At 54.1% G+C, this 16333-nt stretch carries 19 protein-coding genes; 3 read left to right on the top strand and 16 right to left on the bottom strand.

The window, feature by feature from the left end:
* Positions 1-195: 195 nt before the first annotated feature.
* Complete coding sequence (locus MYB54_RS06735) at positions 196-735, top strand: hypothetical protein (RefSeq protein WP_014916084.1); 540 nt, start codon at positions 196-198, stop codon at positions 733-735.
* Positions 736-839: 104 nt separating this feature from the next.
* Here the strand turns inward: MYB54_RS06735 and MYB54_RS06730 are convergent, their stop codons facing one another.
* The 6 genes from MYB54_RS06730 to MYB54_RS06705 form a co-directional block, all read right to left on the bottom strand.
* The gene (locus MYB54_RS06730; RefSeq protein WP_014916085.1) at positions 840-1412 is read right to left on the bottom strand and encodes an alpha/beta hydrolase; all 573 of its coding nucleotides are present in this window, start codon (positions 1410-1412) and stop codon (positions 840-842) included.
* A 60-nt stretch (positions 1413-1472) separates the two neighbouring features.
* Positions 1473-2855: an ATP-dependent RNA helicase DbpA gene (dbpA, locus tag MYB54_RS06725; RefSeq protein WP_014916086.1), complete on the bottom strand. Its 1383-nt coding sequence runs from the start codon at positions 2853-2855 to the stop codon at positions 1473-1475.
* 102 nt (positions 2856-2957) lie between these two features.
* A complete protein-coding gene (locus tag MYB54_RS06720) occupies positions 2958-3710 on the bottom strand; it encodes a molybdate ABC transporter substrate-binding protein (RefSeq protein ID WP_014916087.1) in 753 nt (250 codons plus the stop codon).
* Positions 3707-4477: an ABC transporter ATP-binding protein gene (locus tag MYB54_RS06715; RefSeq protein WP_014916088.1), complete on the bottom strand. Its 771-nt coding sequence runs from the start codon at positions 4475-4477 to the stop codon at positions 3707-3709. Before MYB54_RS06715 ends, MYB54_RS06720 begins: the two co-directional genes overlap by 4 nt.
* Before the next feature lies 1 nt (position 4478).
* Positions 4479-5498: a FecCD family ABC transporter permease gene (locus MYB54_RS06710; RefSeq protein WP_014916089.1), complete on the bottom strand. Its 1020-nt coding sequence runs from the start codon at positions 5496-5498 to the stop codon at positions 4479-4481.
* Positions 5495-6559 carry an ABC transporter substrate-binding protein gene (locus MYB54_RS06705; RefSeq protein WP_014916090.1) on the bottom strand — a complete coding sequence of 355 codons (1065 nt, stop codon included), beginning with the start codon at positions 6557-6559 and terminating at the stop codon, positions 5495-5497. The genes MYB54_RS06710 and MYB54_RS06705 overlap by 4 nt, the downstream gene beginning before the upstream one ends.
* A 309-nt stretch (positions 6560-6868) precedes the next feature.
* Between MYB54_RS06705 and MYB54_RS06700 the strand changes: the two genes are divergently transcribed.
* Both MYB54_RS06700 and ypdK read left to right on the top strand, forming a co-directional pair.
* Positions 6869-7894: an LLM class flavin-dependent oxidoreductase gene (locus tag MYB54_RS06700; protein WP_014916091.1), complete on the top strand. Its 1026-nt coding sequence runs from the start codon at positions 6869-6871 to the stop codon at positions 7892-7894.
* A gap of 357 nt (positions 7895-8251) precedes the next feature.
* Positions 8252-8326 (top strand): membrane protein YpdK, encoded by a 75-nt coding sequence (ypdK, locus tag MYB54_RS06695; protein ID WP_099606229.1) that lies wholly within the window; start codon positions 8252-8254, stop codon positions 8324-8326.
* A 160-nt stretch (positions 8327-8486) separates the two neighbouring features.
* Here ypdK and MYB54_RS06690 read toward each other — a convergent pair whose 3' ends face one another.
* The 10 genes from MYB54_RS06690 to gspF all read right to left on the bottom strand — a co-directional run bounded on the left by MYB54_RS06690 (position 8487) and on the right by gspF (position 16333).
* Positions 8487-9332: a prepilin peptidase gene (locus MYB54_RS06690; RefSeq protein WP_119871904.1), complete on the bottom strand. Its 846-nt coding sequence runs from the start codon at positions 9330-9332 to the stop codon at positions 8487-8489.
* A 108-nt stretch (positions 9333-9440) separates the two neighbouring features.
* On the bottom strand, positions 9441-10187 hold the full coding sequence (locus MYB54_RS06685) for a type II secretion system protein N (RefSeq protein ID WP_119871903.1): 747 nt from the start codon (positions 10185-10187) through the stop codon (positions 9441-9443).
* Positions 10177-10671 carry a type II secretion system protein M gene (locus MYB54_RS06680; protein WP_248721703.1) on the bottom strand — a complete coding sequence of 165 codons (495 nt, stop codon included), beginning with the start codon at positions 10669-10671 and terminating at the stop codon, positions 10177-10179. The genes MYB54_RS06685 and MYB54_RS06680 overlap by 11 nt, the downstream gene beginning before the upstream one ends.
* Entirely contained in the window at positions 10668-11945 is a 1278-nt protein-coding gene (gspL, locus tag MYB54_RS06675; RefSeq protein ID WP_248721702.1) for a type II secretion system protein GspL, read from the bottom strand. Before gspL ends, MYB54_RS06680 begins: the two co-directional genes overlap by 4 nt.
* Positions 11942-12928 (bottom strand): type II secretion system minor pseudopilin GspK, encoded by a 987-nt coding sequence (gene gspK, locus MYB54_RS06670; RefSeq protein ID WP_039509462.1) that lies wholly within the window; start codon positions 12926-12928, stop codon positions 11942-11944. Before gspK ends, gspL begins: the two co-directional genes overlap by 4 nt.
* Positions 12925-13575, bottom strand: coding sequence for a type II secretion system minor pseudopilin GspJ (gspJ, locus tag MYB54_RS06665; RefSeq protein WP_072010021.1), 651 nt, complete (start codon positions 13573-13575; stop codon positions 12925-12927). Before gspJ ends, gspK begins: the two co-directional genes overlap by 4 nt.
* Positions 13575-13940, bottom strand: coding sequence for a type II secretion system minor pseudopilin GspI (gene gspI, locus MYB54_RS06660; RefSeq protein WP_039284733.1), 366 nt, complete (start codon positions 13938-13940; stop codon positions 13575-13577). The genes gspJ and gspI overlap by 1 nt, the downstream gene beginning before the upstream one ends.
* A complete protein-coding gene (gspH, locus tag MYB54_RS06655; protein WP_040034103.1) occupies positions 13937-14503 on the bottom strand; it encodes a type II secretion system minor pseudopilin GspH in 567 nt (188 codons plus the stop codon). The genes gspI and gspH overlap by 4 nt, the downstream gene beginning before the upstream one ends.
* Before the next feature lie 100 nt (positions 14504-14603).
* Complete coding sequence (gene gspG / locus MYB54_RS06650) at positions 14604-15074, bottom strand: type II secretion system major pseudopilin GspG (protein ID WP_051906083.1); 471 nt, start codon at positions 15072-15074, stop codon at positions 14604-14606.
* A gap of 32 nt (positions 15075-15106) precedes the next feature.
* Positions 15107-16333, bottom strand: a complete 1227-nt coding sequence (gene gspF / locus MYB54_RS06645) for a type II secretion system inner membrane protein GspF (protein ID WP_039284723.1) — start codon at positions 16331-16333, stop codon at positions 15107-15109.

The raw sequence follows: 16333 nt of genomic DNA, 5'->3' as shown, positions 1-16333 counted from the left end.
AACGCCATATTGTTGAATAATAGGAAGTTATCCCCAGCAGATTGATCCGTCTTCCCAGGAAGATAATTATCCTGCTTGTGTTGGTGACCTCAATTTCAACGATTGCGGTATTAACGTATGTGGTTTTAACACACTGAAGTAACTCACTGGTAAAACCATTACCAGCATTAAGTAGATATAAGAAGGAGTTATACTGTGGTGATTCCAGATATTCAACTCGTGAATGCGACAACCCCGGCAACCATGCCTTCTATTGGCGCGGCGGCTAACCCGACTGTGGTTGCCGCTATCAGCCCGGGGAATAAAACCGACACGTCAACAAACTCAGATTCTCAAAATATGCCGGGCTCGAGCGAGAGCACCAAAGTCACGCTATCTTCCCAAAAGAAACGTGCAGCTGCAGAAAACGATACCCAACCGTCTGAACAAGTCAAAGCACAGCAGAAAGCCGCAGCCGAATACTCGCTGGCGACGACGGGCATTCCTCTATACAACGGCAAGCTCATTTCCGTGATTAAGTACCCGGATGGAAATTCTGAAATGTTTGATGCCTTTACCGGACAGCGCATCACGCAAGAAGATCTGGCATTAATAAGCGCACTTCATGGTTCAGATGGAGAACAGGTATTACATTTCGAGAGCAAAACGTCATATAGCAATTTGTCTGCCGCCGAAGTTTATCAGCAGATTCAGGAAATGCTGCATGGTTCAGGCGATCAGGAAGAGCTGGCTTAATAAAAAATAGATGCCAAGACAACGCTATTCATTGCCCTGGCATTAAAGAGAAATATAACGTTATCTTAATATTGTAATATGACTATTTGATGGAAACTGGCCGATTAACGATTAGCAACGAGTGCTTCCGAAAACTCAGTTAATCTTGTCAGGCCATATTCCCAGGGACCAAATCCCGCTTCTGCATTAATATGCCCCGCCTCACCGACATCAACCAGTTCACTGTTCCACGCATGCGCCCAGTATTGGGCGCGAGTGAAACTCATCAGCGGATCGTTATGACTGGCAAATGTCAGCGATGGAACCGACAGAGATACAGCCTGAATGCGATCGTCAATCTCAAAGCGCATCGGCTCAGCAGGAGCCACCAGCATCACACCAGCGATCCCTTCCTGACCCTGCTGCACCACGTGACAGGAAGCCAGCGCGCCAAAGCTGTGGCCGATCAGAATCACGGGCTGAGTACAGACGCTAAGCTCACGGCGGATCGCCAACACCCAACGATCCAGATCGGCCTGATACCATTCCCGCTGGCGTATACGATGCCAGTGAGGGAAACGCCGTTCCCAATGGCTTTGCCAGTGTTCGTCATCGCTGTCCCGCAATCCCGGCACCAGCACCATCGTTAGCTTCTGGCTCACTTCCGTTAGCCGCTGCTCGATTTCTGTTATCTGCATCCGCCCTTAACACCCCTGTCAGTTACCCGAGCCCCTTCTGTCTGGTATATCAGCCATCGATTATTTTAACAATCTGGCCTTGCAGCTTTTTCCTTTGATTTTGCCTTTCTGGAGCTGCTGCAACGCGCGCTTAGCGCTAGCTTTACGGATAGCGACATAAGCATGCATCGGAAACATATCAATTTTCCCGACTTCCGCTGCCGTTAGTCCTGCATCACCGGTTAACGCCCCGAGGATATCGCCGGGACGAATTTTGGCTTTTCTGCCACCATCAATGCACAGCGTCATCATCTCTGGTTCGAGCGCAACCTCACCACTGCGACTAATTTCATCCGCCGATGTCCATTTAATGCGCATACCGAGATAGTCTTCAATCAGGTTAGCGCGGTTCATTTCCTGTGGTGTACACAGGCTGACAGCAAGACCTTTCGTACCCGCGCGACCCGTTCTGCCAATGCGGTGAACGTGGACTTCAGGGTCGAAAGCCAGCTCAAAATTCACCACCAGCTCCAGCTCTTTGATATCGAGGCCGCGAGCGGCAACGTCGGTTGCTACCAGCACACGGCAGCTGCGGTTAGCAAAACGCACCAGAACCTGATCGCGATCGCGCTGTTCCAGATCGCCATGCAGCGCGGATACGCTAATCCCGCGCATGTCCAGCGCGTCAAATACGCTCTGGCAGTCACGCTTGGTATTACAAAACACCACGCAGGACGCAGGCTGATAATGGCCCAAAATGGCAATCAACAGCGGCAGACGCTGATCTTTCGTCGTCTCATAGAAACGTTGTTCAATAGCCGGCTCTTCCACACCATCTGCAATCTCAAAACGTTGCGGCTCACGCTGAACGCGCGAGCTGATCTGTTCGATCTCTTCTGGATATGTAGCGGAAAATAACAGAGTTTGGCGATCGGACGGCGTATAGGAAATAACATCATCAATGGCGTCAGTGAAGCCCATGTCCAGCATGCGATCCGCTTCATCCAGCACCAGCACTTTCAGGCTATCCAGAGACAGCGACTGCTTGCGCAAATGGTCCTGAATACGTCCCGGTGTCCCGACAACAATATGCGGAGCGTGAACCAGCGAATCGAGCTGTTGCCCCATCGGCTGACCACCGCACAGTGTCAGAATCTTAATGTTTTGTGCAAAACGAGCCAGACGGCGCAGCTCTTTGCTGACCTGATCGGCCAGCTCACGCGTCGGGCACAGCACCAGCGCCTGCGTGGTAAAGTCGCTCACGACAATACGATCCAGCAACCCAATGCCGAATGCCGCCGTTTTACCGCTACCGGTTTTCGCCTTGGCCCGCACGTCTGCGCCGCTCAGAACGGCCGGCAGCGTCGCCGCCTGAACGGGCGTCATGTCGGTATAGCCCAGTTCATTAAGATTGGATAACTGCTCTGCGGGCAGCGCGAGGGAAGAAAAAGAGGTTGTACTCACAGTGATTACTCTACCAAGGACGAGATAACGAAAGGTGACGCCGCGCTAAAAAGCGGCGCAGATATGCCGCAATCATAGCAGAGTTCGCCATCGTTGACCGATTTACCTCCCGTTCTGCAACGAAAACCGCGAGGCAAATCCTTTGCTCACCAGAAAGCCTTGTCCTTCCGGTGATAAAAGGTAGTTTGCCAGCAGCCGCGCCTCACGTCGGGCAGGCTTCATGACAGCCAGCATGTACTCGGCATCAATGCGATAGGGATCGGGTAAATGAACCACATGTAGATCCGGTTGATTGAGCAATAACGGCAGATAGCTGACATAGCCAATGTGCATATCGCTCTGCCCAGTCCGAATCAGGTAACTTCCCGCCGTCATGCCAGCCGGAATGGCATGTTCGAGCCCGCCGCCCACCAGCGGTTTCGCTTTGTCGCGCAACTGATTTCCCCAGCCTCGATGCAGACGTTCGATGCGATCAAAGAGCTCAAACGCATAATCCCCACCAGGATCGCTGCCAGGCGTCGAAGTTGAAAGCACAAAACGTGGGTCAAGGAGCGCCATCAGCCACGATTGCGTGGTGAGTTCCGGCACATTACGCATCACAATACAAAGGTGGTTGCGCGTAAACACGCGGGTTTCTTCCGCCAGCCCCAGTGCTTTCAAGCGTAAAGGGTGCGCGCAGTTTGCCGAGGCGAAAATATCCACCGCGTCACCGTGCATCACTTTTTCACTCAGTAGCCCAGCCGGGCCAAACGTCGGTATCACGTCCACCGCATAACGTTCGCTGAACGTCGCCAACAGCGGAGCAAATGCAAGACGCAGGCTGCCCGCAGCATACAGGCGAAGGGGATCGGTCATGGTGGCTCCGTCATGGTCAATATCGGTATCAGCGCATAATAGGGTTGTGCCACGGCTTCCACGCACACCTGCCGCATCGGAATACCATACAGCTGCGACAGGTTATCCTCCGTCACAACCTCATCACTGCGGCCATAAAGATAGTGTTGATGATCCATCAGCAGCAGCGCCCGATCGGCAATGGCCAGCGCATGCGAAGGATCGTGCGTAGTGAGCAGGATGCTCAAGCGCTGCGTTTTAGCCAGATGCGTCAATAACCGCAGCACCTGCGCCTGATTTTGCACATCAAGCGCCGCCGTCGGCTCGTCCAGAATCAGCGTCTGGCACTCCGAAGCTAACGCTCGCGCGATTAAGACGAGCTGCCGCTGCCCGCCGGACAACGCGCTAAACTCACAATCGGCAAGGGGTGCAATTCCCAGCATAGTTAGCGCGTTCCGGGCAACGGTAATGTCATGTGCAGAAGGCATGGCAAACAGCCGAACACGTGCCGCACGCCCCATCAGTACCATATCCAGAACGCTATAAGAAAACGGCGGTGTGAATATCTGCGGCACAAAACCAATGTGTCCATCGCGCTGGATCGTCCCAGAAAGCGGCGATAAATGCCCCATCAGCGTATTCAGCAGCGTCGTTTTCCCCCTGCCGTTCGCGCCCAGAATCGCCGTAATTTCCCCTTCCTGACAGCGCAAATTCAGCGGTGAAAAAAAGCCCTGCCCCCGTTGGTAGCCATATACCAATTCTTCCGTCGATAGCCTGATGGTCGGCATGCTAGCGTCCTCTACTCTGCCGCTGTGTTTTATACAGCAGCACGGCAAAAAGTGGTGCGCCAAGTAGCGCCGTCAGAATACCCAGCGGAATTTCCGCTTCACTGAGATTGCGCGCCAGATCGTCCACCAGCACCATAAATCCGCCTCCCAGCCACAGCGACACCGGCAGCAGACGACGATGATCGGCACCCACCAGCATGCGTGCAACATGGGGAATCACCAGTCCAATCCAGCCAATACTGCCGCTGACCGCCACCTGCGCGGCGACTATCGCGGCACACAAGCTCAAAATCAGCCAGCGCAAGGGCTGCACAGCGACACCCAGTGCACGCGCGTCCTGCTCGCCCATCGACAACACATTGATGTGCCAACGCAGCCGCAGCAGCAGTCCGCCCGCAAGGGCTAACGGCACCGCCATGGTCATCAGCGAGTTCCAGTGTGCGGTAGCAAAGCTGCCCAGCAGCCAGAAAACGATGCTCGGCAACTTCTCTTCGGTATCCGCCAGATATTGCATCAGACTGACCAGTGCGCCAAAGAAGCCGCTGAGGATGACGCCTGCCAGAATCAGGATCAGCACGTTCTGTTTGCCAAATGCGGCGGCCATCATGAAAATCAGCAAGAGCGCGAGCATGCCGAACGTAAACGCAGACAGCAGCAAAAGCAGCGGCGTCCAGCTTAATAGAATCGCCAGCGTGCCGCCGAAGGCCGCGCCAGCGGACACGCCGATAATATGCGGATCGACCAGTGAATTACGGAAAACACCTTGCAGCGTGGCCCCGCTCAGCGCTAGCGCCGCGCCGGCACACCAGGCTAATAACACGCGGGGTAAACGCACGCTCCACACCACTTGTCGTTCGATATCCCCAAGAATCGGGTTGTTGCCAGACAGCGGCTCGACAAGGATCTGGACAATGCGCCACGGGGATAAGCTAAAACGCCCTATCCCCAGTGAGCACACGGCAATCAACAGCGTGGACACCACCACCGTTAGCAGCGTGACCCGGTAGGTGCGATAACTCATTGCGCCGCAGAGGCGTCCGCACGGTAGTCCATACGGTAGAAACGTTGGTAATACGCATCAGCGGCTTTTTGCATATCGATATCGGCAAAGCGTTCAGGGTACAGCTTTTTCGCCATCCACAGTTCGCCAATCGCTAATGCTTCCGGCATCGGGTAACCCCAGGCTTTGGCGTATTCCGGCATCAGATACACTCGATGCTGTTTCACCGCCTCAATCGCCTGCCAGGCCGGATCGTTAACGATCTGTTTCACGACATCCGGATAGCGATCCTGCACGAAAATTACCTCTGGATTCCAGGCCAGCACATTTTCAATCGACACCTGTTTGAAGCCTTTTATCGATGCCGCCGCCACATTCAGCGCCCCTGCGTGTGACATCATCAGGCCGGTATATTTTCCTGAACCGTAGGTTGTCAGATCAGGGTTAGCCATATACACGCGGATTCGTTTCTCTTCTGGAATAGACGCCAGACGTGCACTCACGTTTTGCCGCTGCGTAAACGTATAGTCGATCAGCGCTTCCGCCTGTTTCTGCTGCTCAACGACGTCACCAATCAGCCGGATCCCTGCCTTAAGCCCTTCGTTATACGCCGTGTTTTCATCACCCATCGTAGGATTGATTTTGTCGGCTTCTCCCGGCTGATCCTGACGCAGCGAGATCGCCACAACGGGAATACCCGTCCGCTCAATCTGCGCAATCATTTCCGGCGGCGCATAGTTAGCGACAAAAACCACCTGCGGCGACAGCTTCAGCAGGCTTTCAATATTGACCTGCGTGAGATCGCCCGGCATTGGCAAATCCGCCAGACGCGGAGCCAGCCGCATATAATGCTCGCCCAGCTGTTTCTTCCAACTGGAAAGAACACCCACGATGTTCTCTTGTGCATCCAACTGCACCAGAAGGTTTAAGGTTTGATGTTGCAACACCACCACGCGATTAACGTGGTCGGGAATCGTTACAGTGCGCCCGAGTTGGTCGGTCACCTGACGCGCCGCCCAGGCGTTAGAAAACACCAAAAACAGCCCGGCAACCCACAGCGTGTAGCCAAATTTCTTTATCATGTTGGTATCCTGATTTTCGCTATATATAAAATGATACAGCGATAGCGACAAAGAAAATACTGATCTCGCTCATAATAATATTTAGATACCAATTTTGGGGTAGATCAACCCGGATTGGGTTTTCTGCTAAATAACCAGCGGCGATTTATTCTTCAAAACATTAGTCAGATAAACTGAATTATTACGTTAAAAAAATGATATTTATTCTCACTATTAATCGCGTAGAGTGCTTCTATTAGTGATCTATATACCCTTGCTGTGCAGGACGAATAGGCTAAATATTTGTCTGAATATAAGGATAAGTACCCTATGAAAAAGATTGGCTTTTTATCATTCGGCCACTGGGCTCCGTCGCCGCAGTCTGGTACACGTTCCGCGGCTGATGCACTACTACAATCTATCGACCTTGCCGTTGCCGCTGAAGAGTTGGGGGCTGACGGCGCCTATTTCAGGGTGCACCATTTTGCCCGCCAGCTAGGTTCACCTTTCCCACTGCTGTCCGCGATTGGGGCGAAAACCAAAAGCATTGAGATTGGCACCGGCGTCATCGATATGCGCTACGAAAACCCGCTGTACATGGCCGAAAACGCCAGCGCCGCCGATCTGATCTCTGGCGGACGCTTGCAGCTCGGCATCAGCCGTGGCTCGCCAGAACAGGTGATCGATGGCTGGCGCTATTTTGGCTATCAGCCGACAGAAGGCGAATCGGAAGCGGATATGGCACGGCGTCATACCGAGGTGCTGTTGGATGTGCTGCGTGGCGAGGGGTTTGCAAAACCGAATCCGCAGCCCATGTTCCCGAATCCACCCGGCCTTTTGCGTCTGGAGCCTTATTCTGATGGGTTACGTGAACGAATCTGGTGGGGTGCCGGATCGAATGCCACAGCAGTATGGGCAGCGAAGCTAGGCATGAACCTGCAAAGCTCCACGCTGAAGGATGATGAAACAGGTGAGCCTTTTCATATCCAGCAGGCACAGCAAATTCGTGCCTATCGAGCCGCCTGGGCTGAGGCTGGGCATACACGCACGCCACGCGTCTCCGTCAGCCGGAGCATTTTTGCCCTGATGGATCACCGCGATCGCGCCTATTTCGGCGGAAGCAGTAACGATAGCGACAAGGTGGGTTTTCTGGATGAAAACACGCGCGCGATTTTCGGCCGCAGCTATGCCGCCGAGCCGGACGCACTCATCCAACAGTTAAAACAGGATGAAGCGATCGCCGAAGCGGATACGCTATTGCTAACAGTGCCGAATCAGTTGGGCGTGGATTACAATGCGCATGTGATCGAATCGATCCTGAAATATGTTGCCCCTGCGATGGGGTGGCGAGCGTAGTCCTGTAACCTAACGCATTCAAGCCTATCCAATAGGTGCCAAACCAACGATAGCACCATCAAAAATCGGGAAGATTTAAGGGCTATTTTCACTCGAATCCTCCCGGTTTTCCCAGCCTCTGAAACGGTTCAACGCTTTTTAATGCTATTTTGAAAATATAGTTTCTGGACCTCTTGAATTCCCCCCCTCACTCGGCGTAGATTTAGCGCCGATCCCGTCATAACTGGTGTGACTCTGGTGATGACAACGGGAAAGATTACCCTTCGGTGATATCACCGGCAGCGTAATTATTTCCTTCCATAATAAAACGCACAATCGGGATCGTTGCTGGCGTGGTTTCTGCTGGAGAATAAATCGGTGAAGTATTTTTTTATGGGTATCTCATTCTGTTTAGTCGTTTGGGTGAGTACCTTTATGCTGATGGTAGAATAACCTGTCATTTGCCCGGCAAAGATTTATTCATTGAAGGGCACACACAGATAAAGATAAAAAAGGCTGATGGTATTTATACCCTCAGCCTATTTTTATGCCTGCCGATCTATGTTCAGCCGATGACTATTCAGTCGATGATTCGTATTACCTTTGTCATTTTCTACAGATTCAATCCGTTCATTATCACGCCAAATACCCCGCCCATTGCCAGCCAGGGGCCAAAGGCCAGCGGTTTAGCCGTATCCTCTTTACGCAATCCGCGCCAGACGAGAGTCACGACCAACCCGCTCAGCGCCGCCACCAGAACCAGATTCGGCAATGCCTGCCAGCCCAGCCAGGCACCCAGCGCAGCCAGCAACTTAAAATCACCGTACCCCAGCGCCTCTTTGCCCGTTACGTATTTGAATACCCAATAAAGCAGCCACAGAGATAAATAACCGGCCATCGCGCCGACGACGGCATCATTCAATGGGACAAATGTCTCCGACAGATTAAACAGCAGCCCTATCCACAGAAGCGACAGCGTAAGCACATCCGGCAGCAGCAGCGTTTTTATATCAATAACGGTCAGCACCAACAGGAATGACAGCAGAATCAACGCCCCCCACAGCGCCATACCGGGTAGCCAGAGTAAACCTGCCGTCAGAAAAGCCAGCATGGTGATGACTTCCACTAACGGATATTGCACAGATACTGATTGATGACAGCAGCGGGAGCGGCCACGCAACCACAGCCAACTGAATAGCGGGATGTTATCCTTCACCGCAATAGCCTGCTGGCAGTGTGGGCACGACGAAGGCGGCCACCACAGGTTGTAGCGCTTATCAGGATCGGAATCGGCCATGCCCGTTTCAAGCTCGATGTCCTGCCGCCAGCGACGCTCCAGCATAATCGGCAAGCGGTAAATCACCACGTTCAAAAAACTGCCAACAATCAATCCCAGCACGCCCAGCGATCCAAACCACCATGCCGGAAACAGCTGTGCAAATTCCCTTAAATCGTCCACGTTAGTCCCTGATTGTTGATAAAGAAATGGTATGAATGAGCGGTTTATTTTTGCAATTGACGACACAGCAATGACAACGAACGTTTTTTCTTACAACGATCATGTCTATTACAGCAAGCGCCCTTGAAAATTCAGCGTTCTGGCACCCTGTTCATCGGCTTTACCGGTGGTTGCCAGCAGCTTTTTCATCGTCGCGGGTAAGTCATTTCCGCTACTCAACCGCCCCGTGAAACGATATTCGCCTTTCGGGGTGACGCTGCCTTTGCCAGACAATTGCAGATGTGAGGAGGTCTGCTGCAGGCTCGCTTCTAGCGCGCCTTGCTGGCAGCGTAACGTGGCCTGAGGCGTAGCGAGCACCAGCCCGCCCAGCGGCGTTTTCACCCGCGCCCCCGGCCAGGTTATATTGGCATCCAGCGACTGGCAGCCTGAGCGGTCTATCGTCGCCTCTTGCAGATTGAGCTGCACGTTTCCTTCTGCGCCGATTGGCACGATAAAACGCAGGTGGCTGAATAAATAGCCCGCCGGCACAGAAAGCTGCCATTGATAAAACTGCGGCTGATGCCAGCCGCGAATGATCCCACGACCTGCAATGCCTTCCGGGTTTTTAAACGCGATTTCCAGCGCGGGCATAAAATCCGAGAAGGTGATATTCCAGTGCACATCGTCCAGCGTTAACGTGCGCCAGCTAAACCGCTGCAGGTTCCCCTGCCATAGCGTTCCGCTGGCCTCTGCAACCACCATTCCAGTTGGCAGCGGCACGGCGGTGAGCAAGCGGGCAGGCGCATAGCTCGCCAGGAACAGCCCGTAGGCCAGAACCATAGCGATACCTGCGCCAATGCCGGATTTAAACTTCATCCGCCCGTTCCAGCATCAGTCTGGTAACATCCACCATTCCGGGGCTTTGCTCGACGGCATTCACATCCAGCGACATCACTTTTACGCCATTTTTCTGTTCCAGTTCGCCAAGCCAACGCAGCAGACTATTAAAATCACTCTGCCCCAGCGTCACCGATGCCTGACTGCCCTGCGGCTGCAAACGTACAACGCTGAGTCCATAACGCTTGGTGCTTTGTGAAATCAAAATCGGCAGACTGACGTCGCGCTGACTATTGTCCCCCTGCGCCTGATTGCCCTGCGGAATCGATGAGGCCTGTTTCTGCATCCAGTTAACGGTCTGCTGCTCGCGGGAAATCGTACGCTCCCACAGATCTTCCCGCGCCTGCCAAGGCTGGATAATAGCGTAATACACCAGACAGAGCAGAAGCAGCGCCGCGCACACGACCATAAGCTGACGCTCGCGCGGGCTCATCGCCTGCCAGCGTTGCCGTAATTCATTCATTGCTGGCTCCTTAACGTTAAGCGGCCTTCAACCCGATCGTTTTCCTGCCGCATCTCTCCCGCCTGTACCTGATAATAAGCGGCAGCCTGCTGCTGAAATTGCTCGAGCTCCTGATATGACGTGCCCTGCAACGCCAGCCGGAATTCACCCGCAGCGCCGTCGTAAGATAGCGACTGAATTTTGATCGCGCTATTCTGTGTCATGAGCTGCTGTAAGGGATTCAATTGATCCAGCAGCGCTTTCCCTGCGCCTCCGGCTGTCGTACGTTGCAGGTGCTGCTGCATCTGCGCGCGCGGGTTAACGACATTCGTCTCGGAAGGGAAAATCTGCCGATAGACGCGCACGCTTTCCTGTCGCCAATGTTCAGACTGTTGATAAAGCTGGTAATGCGCCCAGCCAGCATCCGCCACAACCAACAGCAGGTAACAGGCAAACGCGATCCCAACGCCGCGCCACGGCAGCAGGGTGTTTTGCCAGGCTTTCTCCGGCGCATAGTCACCTTGTCGCAGATCGACCGAGGCAGGTAAGTGCGCCGTTGCCGCCAGAGTGAAGAGATCCGTTTCCGGCTGCGCTTTCCATTCGCCCTCTTCCTGCCATTCATACTGCGCAAGCTCACCGCCGACCGATGCGGCGCTGTAACTGTATATCGCAGGCAGCGGCATAGACGCTTTCAGCAGATCACTGCACCAGGAGGACTCCGCCGCCATCGCATGGCCCGTCGGCTGGCGAAACAGCCACATGTCATCATGCTGCAACGCGCTCCAGCCATCCTGATGTTTCGGCAATACGCGGGCGTCAGGCAATAACGTATCAACGCTGAGGCCCAGCGCATCACACTGTGCCAGCCAGCGCTGCATCCGGTTTTTTTCCACCACGGCAACCGTGCCATCATCGCCATGAATTTCCAGCACGGCAAAATGCAGCTTTTCAATTTCCGTCGCTAGCTGATCTTCCAGCATAAACGGCACGACCTGCGTCAGCTGACGCCGAGCCTGCCGGGGCAGCGTCAGGGTATAAAACGTCACGTCAGTGGCCGGAACCAGAACACGGGTAAATGCCACGGACGGATAGGCCGCTAGCGATTGACGAACCTGTTCGACGCTACCGCGTCCCTGACTCAGTAAATTTTCCCCATTAGATGAACGCACCTGCCATTCGATCTCTCCCAGCTCTTCTACAGGAAGACGAACAATGAGGCACGGATGTCGAGCGACCGTTCCTCGATTTAATGGGGCTTTTGCGGCTTTTCGCTTCCATTTTCCCGCTATTTTCATGGATTCACCGTCCTATATCCTCCATATTGCCGCTGCACGACCTGTACCTTTTGTCCACTCAGATGAAGCAAGCTACGTTGATGAAAGTCGCTGTCGCCGACACGCACCTGAAGTTTTACAAAGAACCATTCACTTTTTACTGCCAGTACTCGCTGCGCGGTATTTTTGCTATTCGGGGGCAATAACCCGGTTTGTTGCAGAACCTCCATACTTGCCCACCCCATACGTGGCCGCTGCTGTACCAGCGCTTTTGCCTGCGACATCGTCATTTCGTTCAGGAACACGGCAGATAACAGCGGGGCATCAAATTCGGTTAGCGTGTTGATATTAATGGACATCGCATCCACAGGCAGCGCACAGACATAGGGCAGTAACCGACGATAGAGATCGCTATCAATGCCATACACTGAACGTAATTCACTGATTTCACTCATTCTCTGATTCGCGGTACGATAAGGCACTGGCAACGCAGCATAGACTTCATCTTCTGCGCCGTTCGCCGATGGATAGTTATCCGCATCAATCCAGTCACGCACCGCTGCGGTAATTTTTTCTGCACGATCCGTTTCTTCACCCAGATTTTTCAACAGCAACCGAAAAACCTGTGCCGGATAAGGCGTCTTCACCAGCGTGCTTTCGTTATCCACGCCTTGGTTGATCGCATTTACGTTAAAGCAGGTACGCGCATCAGTAATCTGGCCAGTGATTTCGCCACCGTCCACGGGGAAACGCAGCCCCGACTGCGACCAGTTCTGTCCGGCAAACGTGCGCCCCGGCATATTCCGCGCATCGCGCTGTAATATCTGTCCGCTTAGCGTTTCCGCCCCTAATGCGTACCATTTCGCCTGCTGACGGCTCAAATGACTTTCGGTGCGCAAAAACGCTTTGCCTGTGCGTTCCGTAATCACCGCGGCAATCGTCACCATTAATGCCAGAATCAGGAGCACTACCAGCAGTGCCGCGCCGCGCTGACGCGACCTCATTTAACCGGCCCGGTGGTAATCAAGAACATGCGCGACATTTCTCCGTAATCCCTTAAGGTCAGCACCACTTCGATTCCTTGTGGCAATTGCGTAGTGTTGTCCCAGCGATCGCGCCAGGTTTTATTGCTGAAAAAGCGCAGGCGGAAACCATCGACCTCGGTGAGAAGCGGTTTTACGCCGGGATCGAGCCCTTCAATCGGGTCGGGAGTCACATGCGTTAACCGTTCCAGCGTGTGTTCCCGCAGTCGATAGGCCACAGGCTGAAGTTCAGAGCGCGGCAGAATGCCAAACGGGTTCTGCCACCCATTGCGCATAAAACTGACGCCCCAGTCATCACTTTTTAACTGATCGCGACCGGCGTAAAACATCGAGGTACTTCCTCTGCTGCCGCGAGCGATCATCTGAGAAAAATCGTTGTCCATTTGTGAAAATGCGCGCTGTATTTCAGCCAGACGCTCGGCTTTACGCTGCGAAATCTCATCATTACGCATCACGCCGTTCAGCACCTGAAACGCGCTGAGGCTCAGCGCCGCAAAAATAGCGATCGCCAGAATCATCTCCAGCAGCGTAAACCCCTGCTGGCGTTTCTGTCGCGCGGGCTCTCGTACCCTTTTTGTTTGGCTGCACATCCTTGTCTTACTAAACATTATTGCTTCACCACATAAGTGCGCAGGGAAGCATCGGCGGCAAAGGCATCTTTATTACGTCGCACTTCCACATCCAGCGCTTTGGTCTGAGGGTCACCGGTCTCTACGCCCTGCCAGCGCCAATGCCAGCGCAGGCCAGCGAACTGCGTCTCGCCTCTCACCCACGACGCTTCCGGCCAGCGTTGTTCCAGTCGCAGTTGAACCTGCTGGTTTTCCGCCACCCAGCCTGCAAACGTCTTCTCTTCCAGTCGGCTCAGGCTGCTTGCCTGTCTGGCTGTCGTTTGCAAAACAGCAATGCCTGCCAGCGCAAAAACACTCAGCGCGACCAGCACCTCCACCAGCGTCATCCCTTTCTGTCGTCTCATCGTTTCTTACCCTGACTCATCGACGTCACAAATCGTCCGGTGTTATCCACCTGGAGCCAATTCGAGAGCGCTTTGTTTTCAGATTTAACGAGGAGACGGAAAGGCGTAATTTCGCCACCGGGCAAAATCAGGATATCGGGATCGTCACCACTCTGCGTTTTATCCACTTTTTTCCCATCGGCCTGCAGTAGCTCAAGCCGTAATGCCTCGGGCAGCGTCGCCGAGGCGCTCACCCGATGCGGTTGCCACGGCTGCCACTTGTAGCCCTGCCAGCGATCGCCGCTCGGGATCGGTATCCCTTCTGATGCAGCGGGTCGCTGGAGTTGATAAAACTGCCAGCGATCGGGATGAATACGCACACCCAGCATGTATTCATTAACCTGACTGCTTTCAGCGGCAAATTCTAACTGCGCCTGAAAACGAGCCAACTGCCAGGCGCTGTCATTCTGGCGCTCGGGAGGAAACGCCATAACCACCATGCCAGCGGCAATGCCAGCCAGTAACACGACCAGCATCATTTCCAGCAGGGTAAACCCCTGCTGCTTCCTCGTTGACCGCTTCATTGCGCTTTTGCCGTCCTTTTCCCGCTGCCATTGATAGCAACTACCCACAACAGTCATCCACAGCCGTCATCAATAAAGACAGGCAGAGCACCGCATGCCTTTATTTCTTATCAAGATTCCAGTTGCCGATGTCATCTTCCGTTCCCGGCATGCCATCAGGCCCCAGAGAGAAGATATCGAGCTTGCCGTGCTGGCCAGGGTTCAGCAGTTGATAGTCCGTGCCCCACGGATCCTGCGGCAGGCGGCGAATATAGCCATCGGCTGGGTAGTTACGCGGTTCAGGCTGTACCGTCGGCTTCGTTACCAGCGCCTTCAGCCCCTGCTCGGTGGACGGGTAACGGTTGTTATCCAGCTTGTACATGTCGAGTGCGCTTTCCAGAGACACGATATCGCTGACGGCTTTTTGTCGATCCGCCTTTTCCTTATTCCCCATCAGATTGGGCACCACCAGACTCGCCAGTACGCCGAGAATGACGATGACCACCATAATCTCCAACAGGGTAAAACCACGCTGACGATTACCGCTCTGACCATAACTATTTTGTCCACAACCACGCTGAGACTGTTGCATCCTTACTTTTCCTCATTCAATTGTTGGTTCTCTTACGAACTCATTAACGTATTCAGTTGCAGAATCGGTTGTAAAATCGCGAGTACGATAAACAACACCACCGCCGCCATGCTGACCACCAGCAGAGGCTCAAATAGCCCCAGCGCCAGCGTCATCTGCGAACTGAATTCCCGATCCTGATTATCCGCCGCCCGCTCCAGCATGCTGTCCAGCTCGCCGCTGCGTTCACCGCTGGCGATCATATGGCGCATCATTGGGGGAAAGAGCGCCGTCTGTTCCAGCGCTTTGTGCAGGCTGACGCCCTCTCGTACCGCATCCGTCGCCAGCGAGAGCCGATGGCGGGCATAGTCATTACTCATGACATCGCCGCTAATGCGCATCGCCTGTAGCAACGGCACCGCACTGGCGTTAAGAATACTGAGCGTCCGCGCGTAGCGTGCCGTATTTAAGCCACGCGCTATACGGCCGATCAGCGGTAAATGCAGCAGACGGCGATGAAAACTGATGCGCCGCTTTTCCTGCCGCAGCATCACGCGGAACGCCATAAACCCAGCCAGCAATGCCAGCAACATCCACGGCCCAAACGTACGCACGGCATCGCTCATCCCCATCAACACTCGGGTTGAAAGCGGCAGCGCCTGCTTCATATGAATAAATTGCTCGACGACTTTCGGCACCACGACGGACAGCAAAATGCTGACCACGGCAATCGCGACCACGGTTAATACGCACGGGTAAATCATCGCCTGCTGAATGCGGCTACGCATCTGTTGGCGCTGTTCGGTGTAGTCCGCTAATCGGTTCAAAACGGCATCAAGGTGACCGGACGTCTCGCCTGCGGCGACCATCGCGCAATACAGCCGTTCGAAGCTGCTGGGGAAGCATTTCATGGCATCGGCCAGCGAGTGACCTTCCATGACCTTGCTGCGCACCGCCGCCATCAACTGGCTCAGCTGTGGCTTTTCACTCTGTTTTGCCACCGCATCCAGCGCTTCCTCCAGCGGCAACGACGCCGCCACCAGCGTGGCCAACTGGCGAGTCAGCAGCGCCAAATCTGAGGTGCTGATCCGAATTTTGCGACGTAGAGAGAATCCTGTAGAACCGGATTTCTGCTGGTCACCTCGGTTTTCATCAACCGACAACGGCACCAGACCGCGCTCCCGCAATAGCTGACGCGCCTGTCTGGCAGAGTCGGCCTCCTGAGCGCCACGGCATTTTTTCCCCTGCGCATCCAGCGCCTGATAGTGGTACTGTGCCAT

This window comes from Pectobacterium nicotianae, assembly GCF_023272715.1.
GTDB classification, from domain to species: domain Bacteria; phylum Pseudomonadota; class Gammaproteobacteria; order Enterobacterales; family Enterobacteriaceae; genus Pectobacterium; species Pectobacterium brasiliense.
The sequence above is the reverse complement of the archived record's forward strand: the minus strand, read 5'-3'. Positions and strand labels throughout refer to the sequence as shown.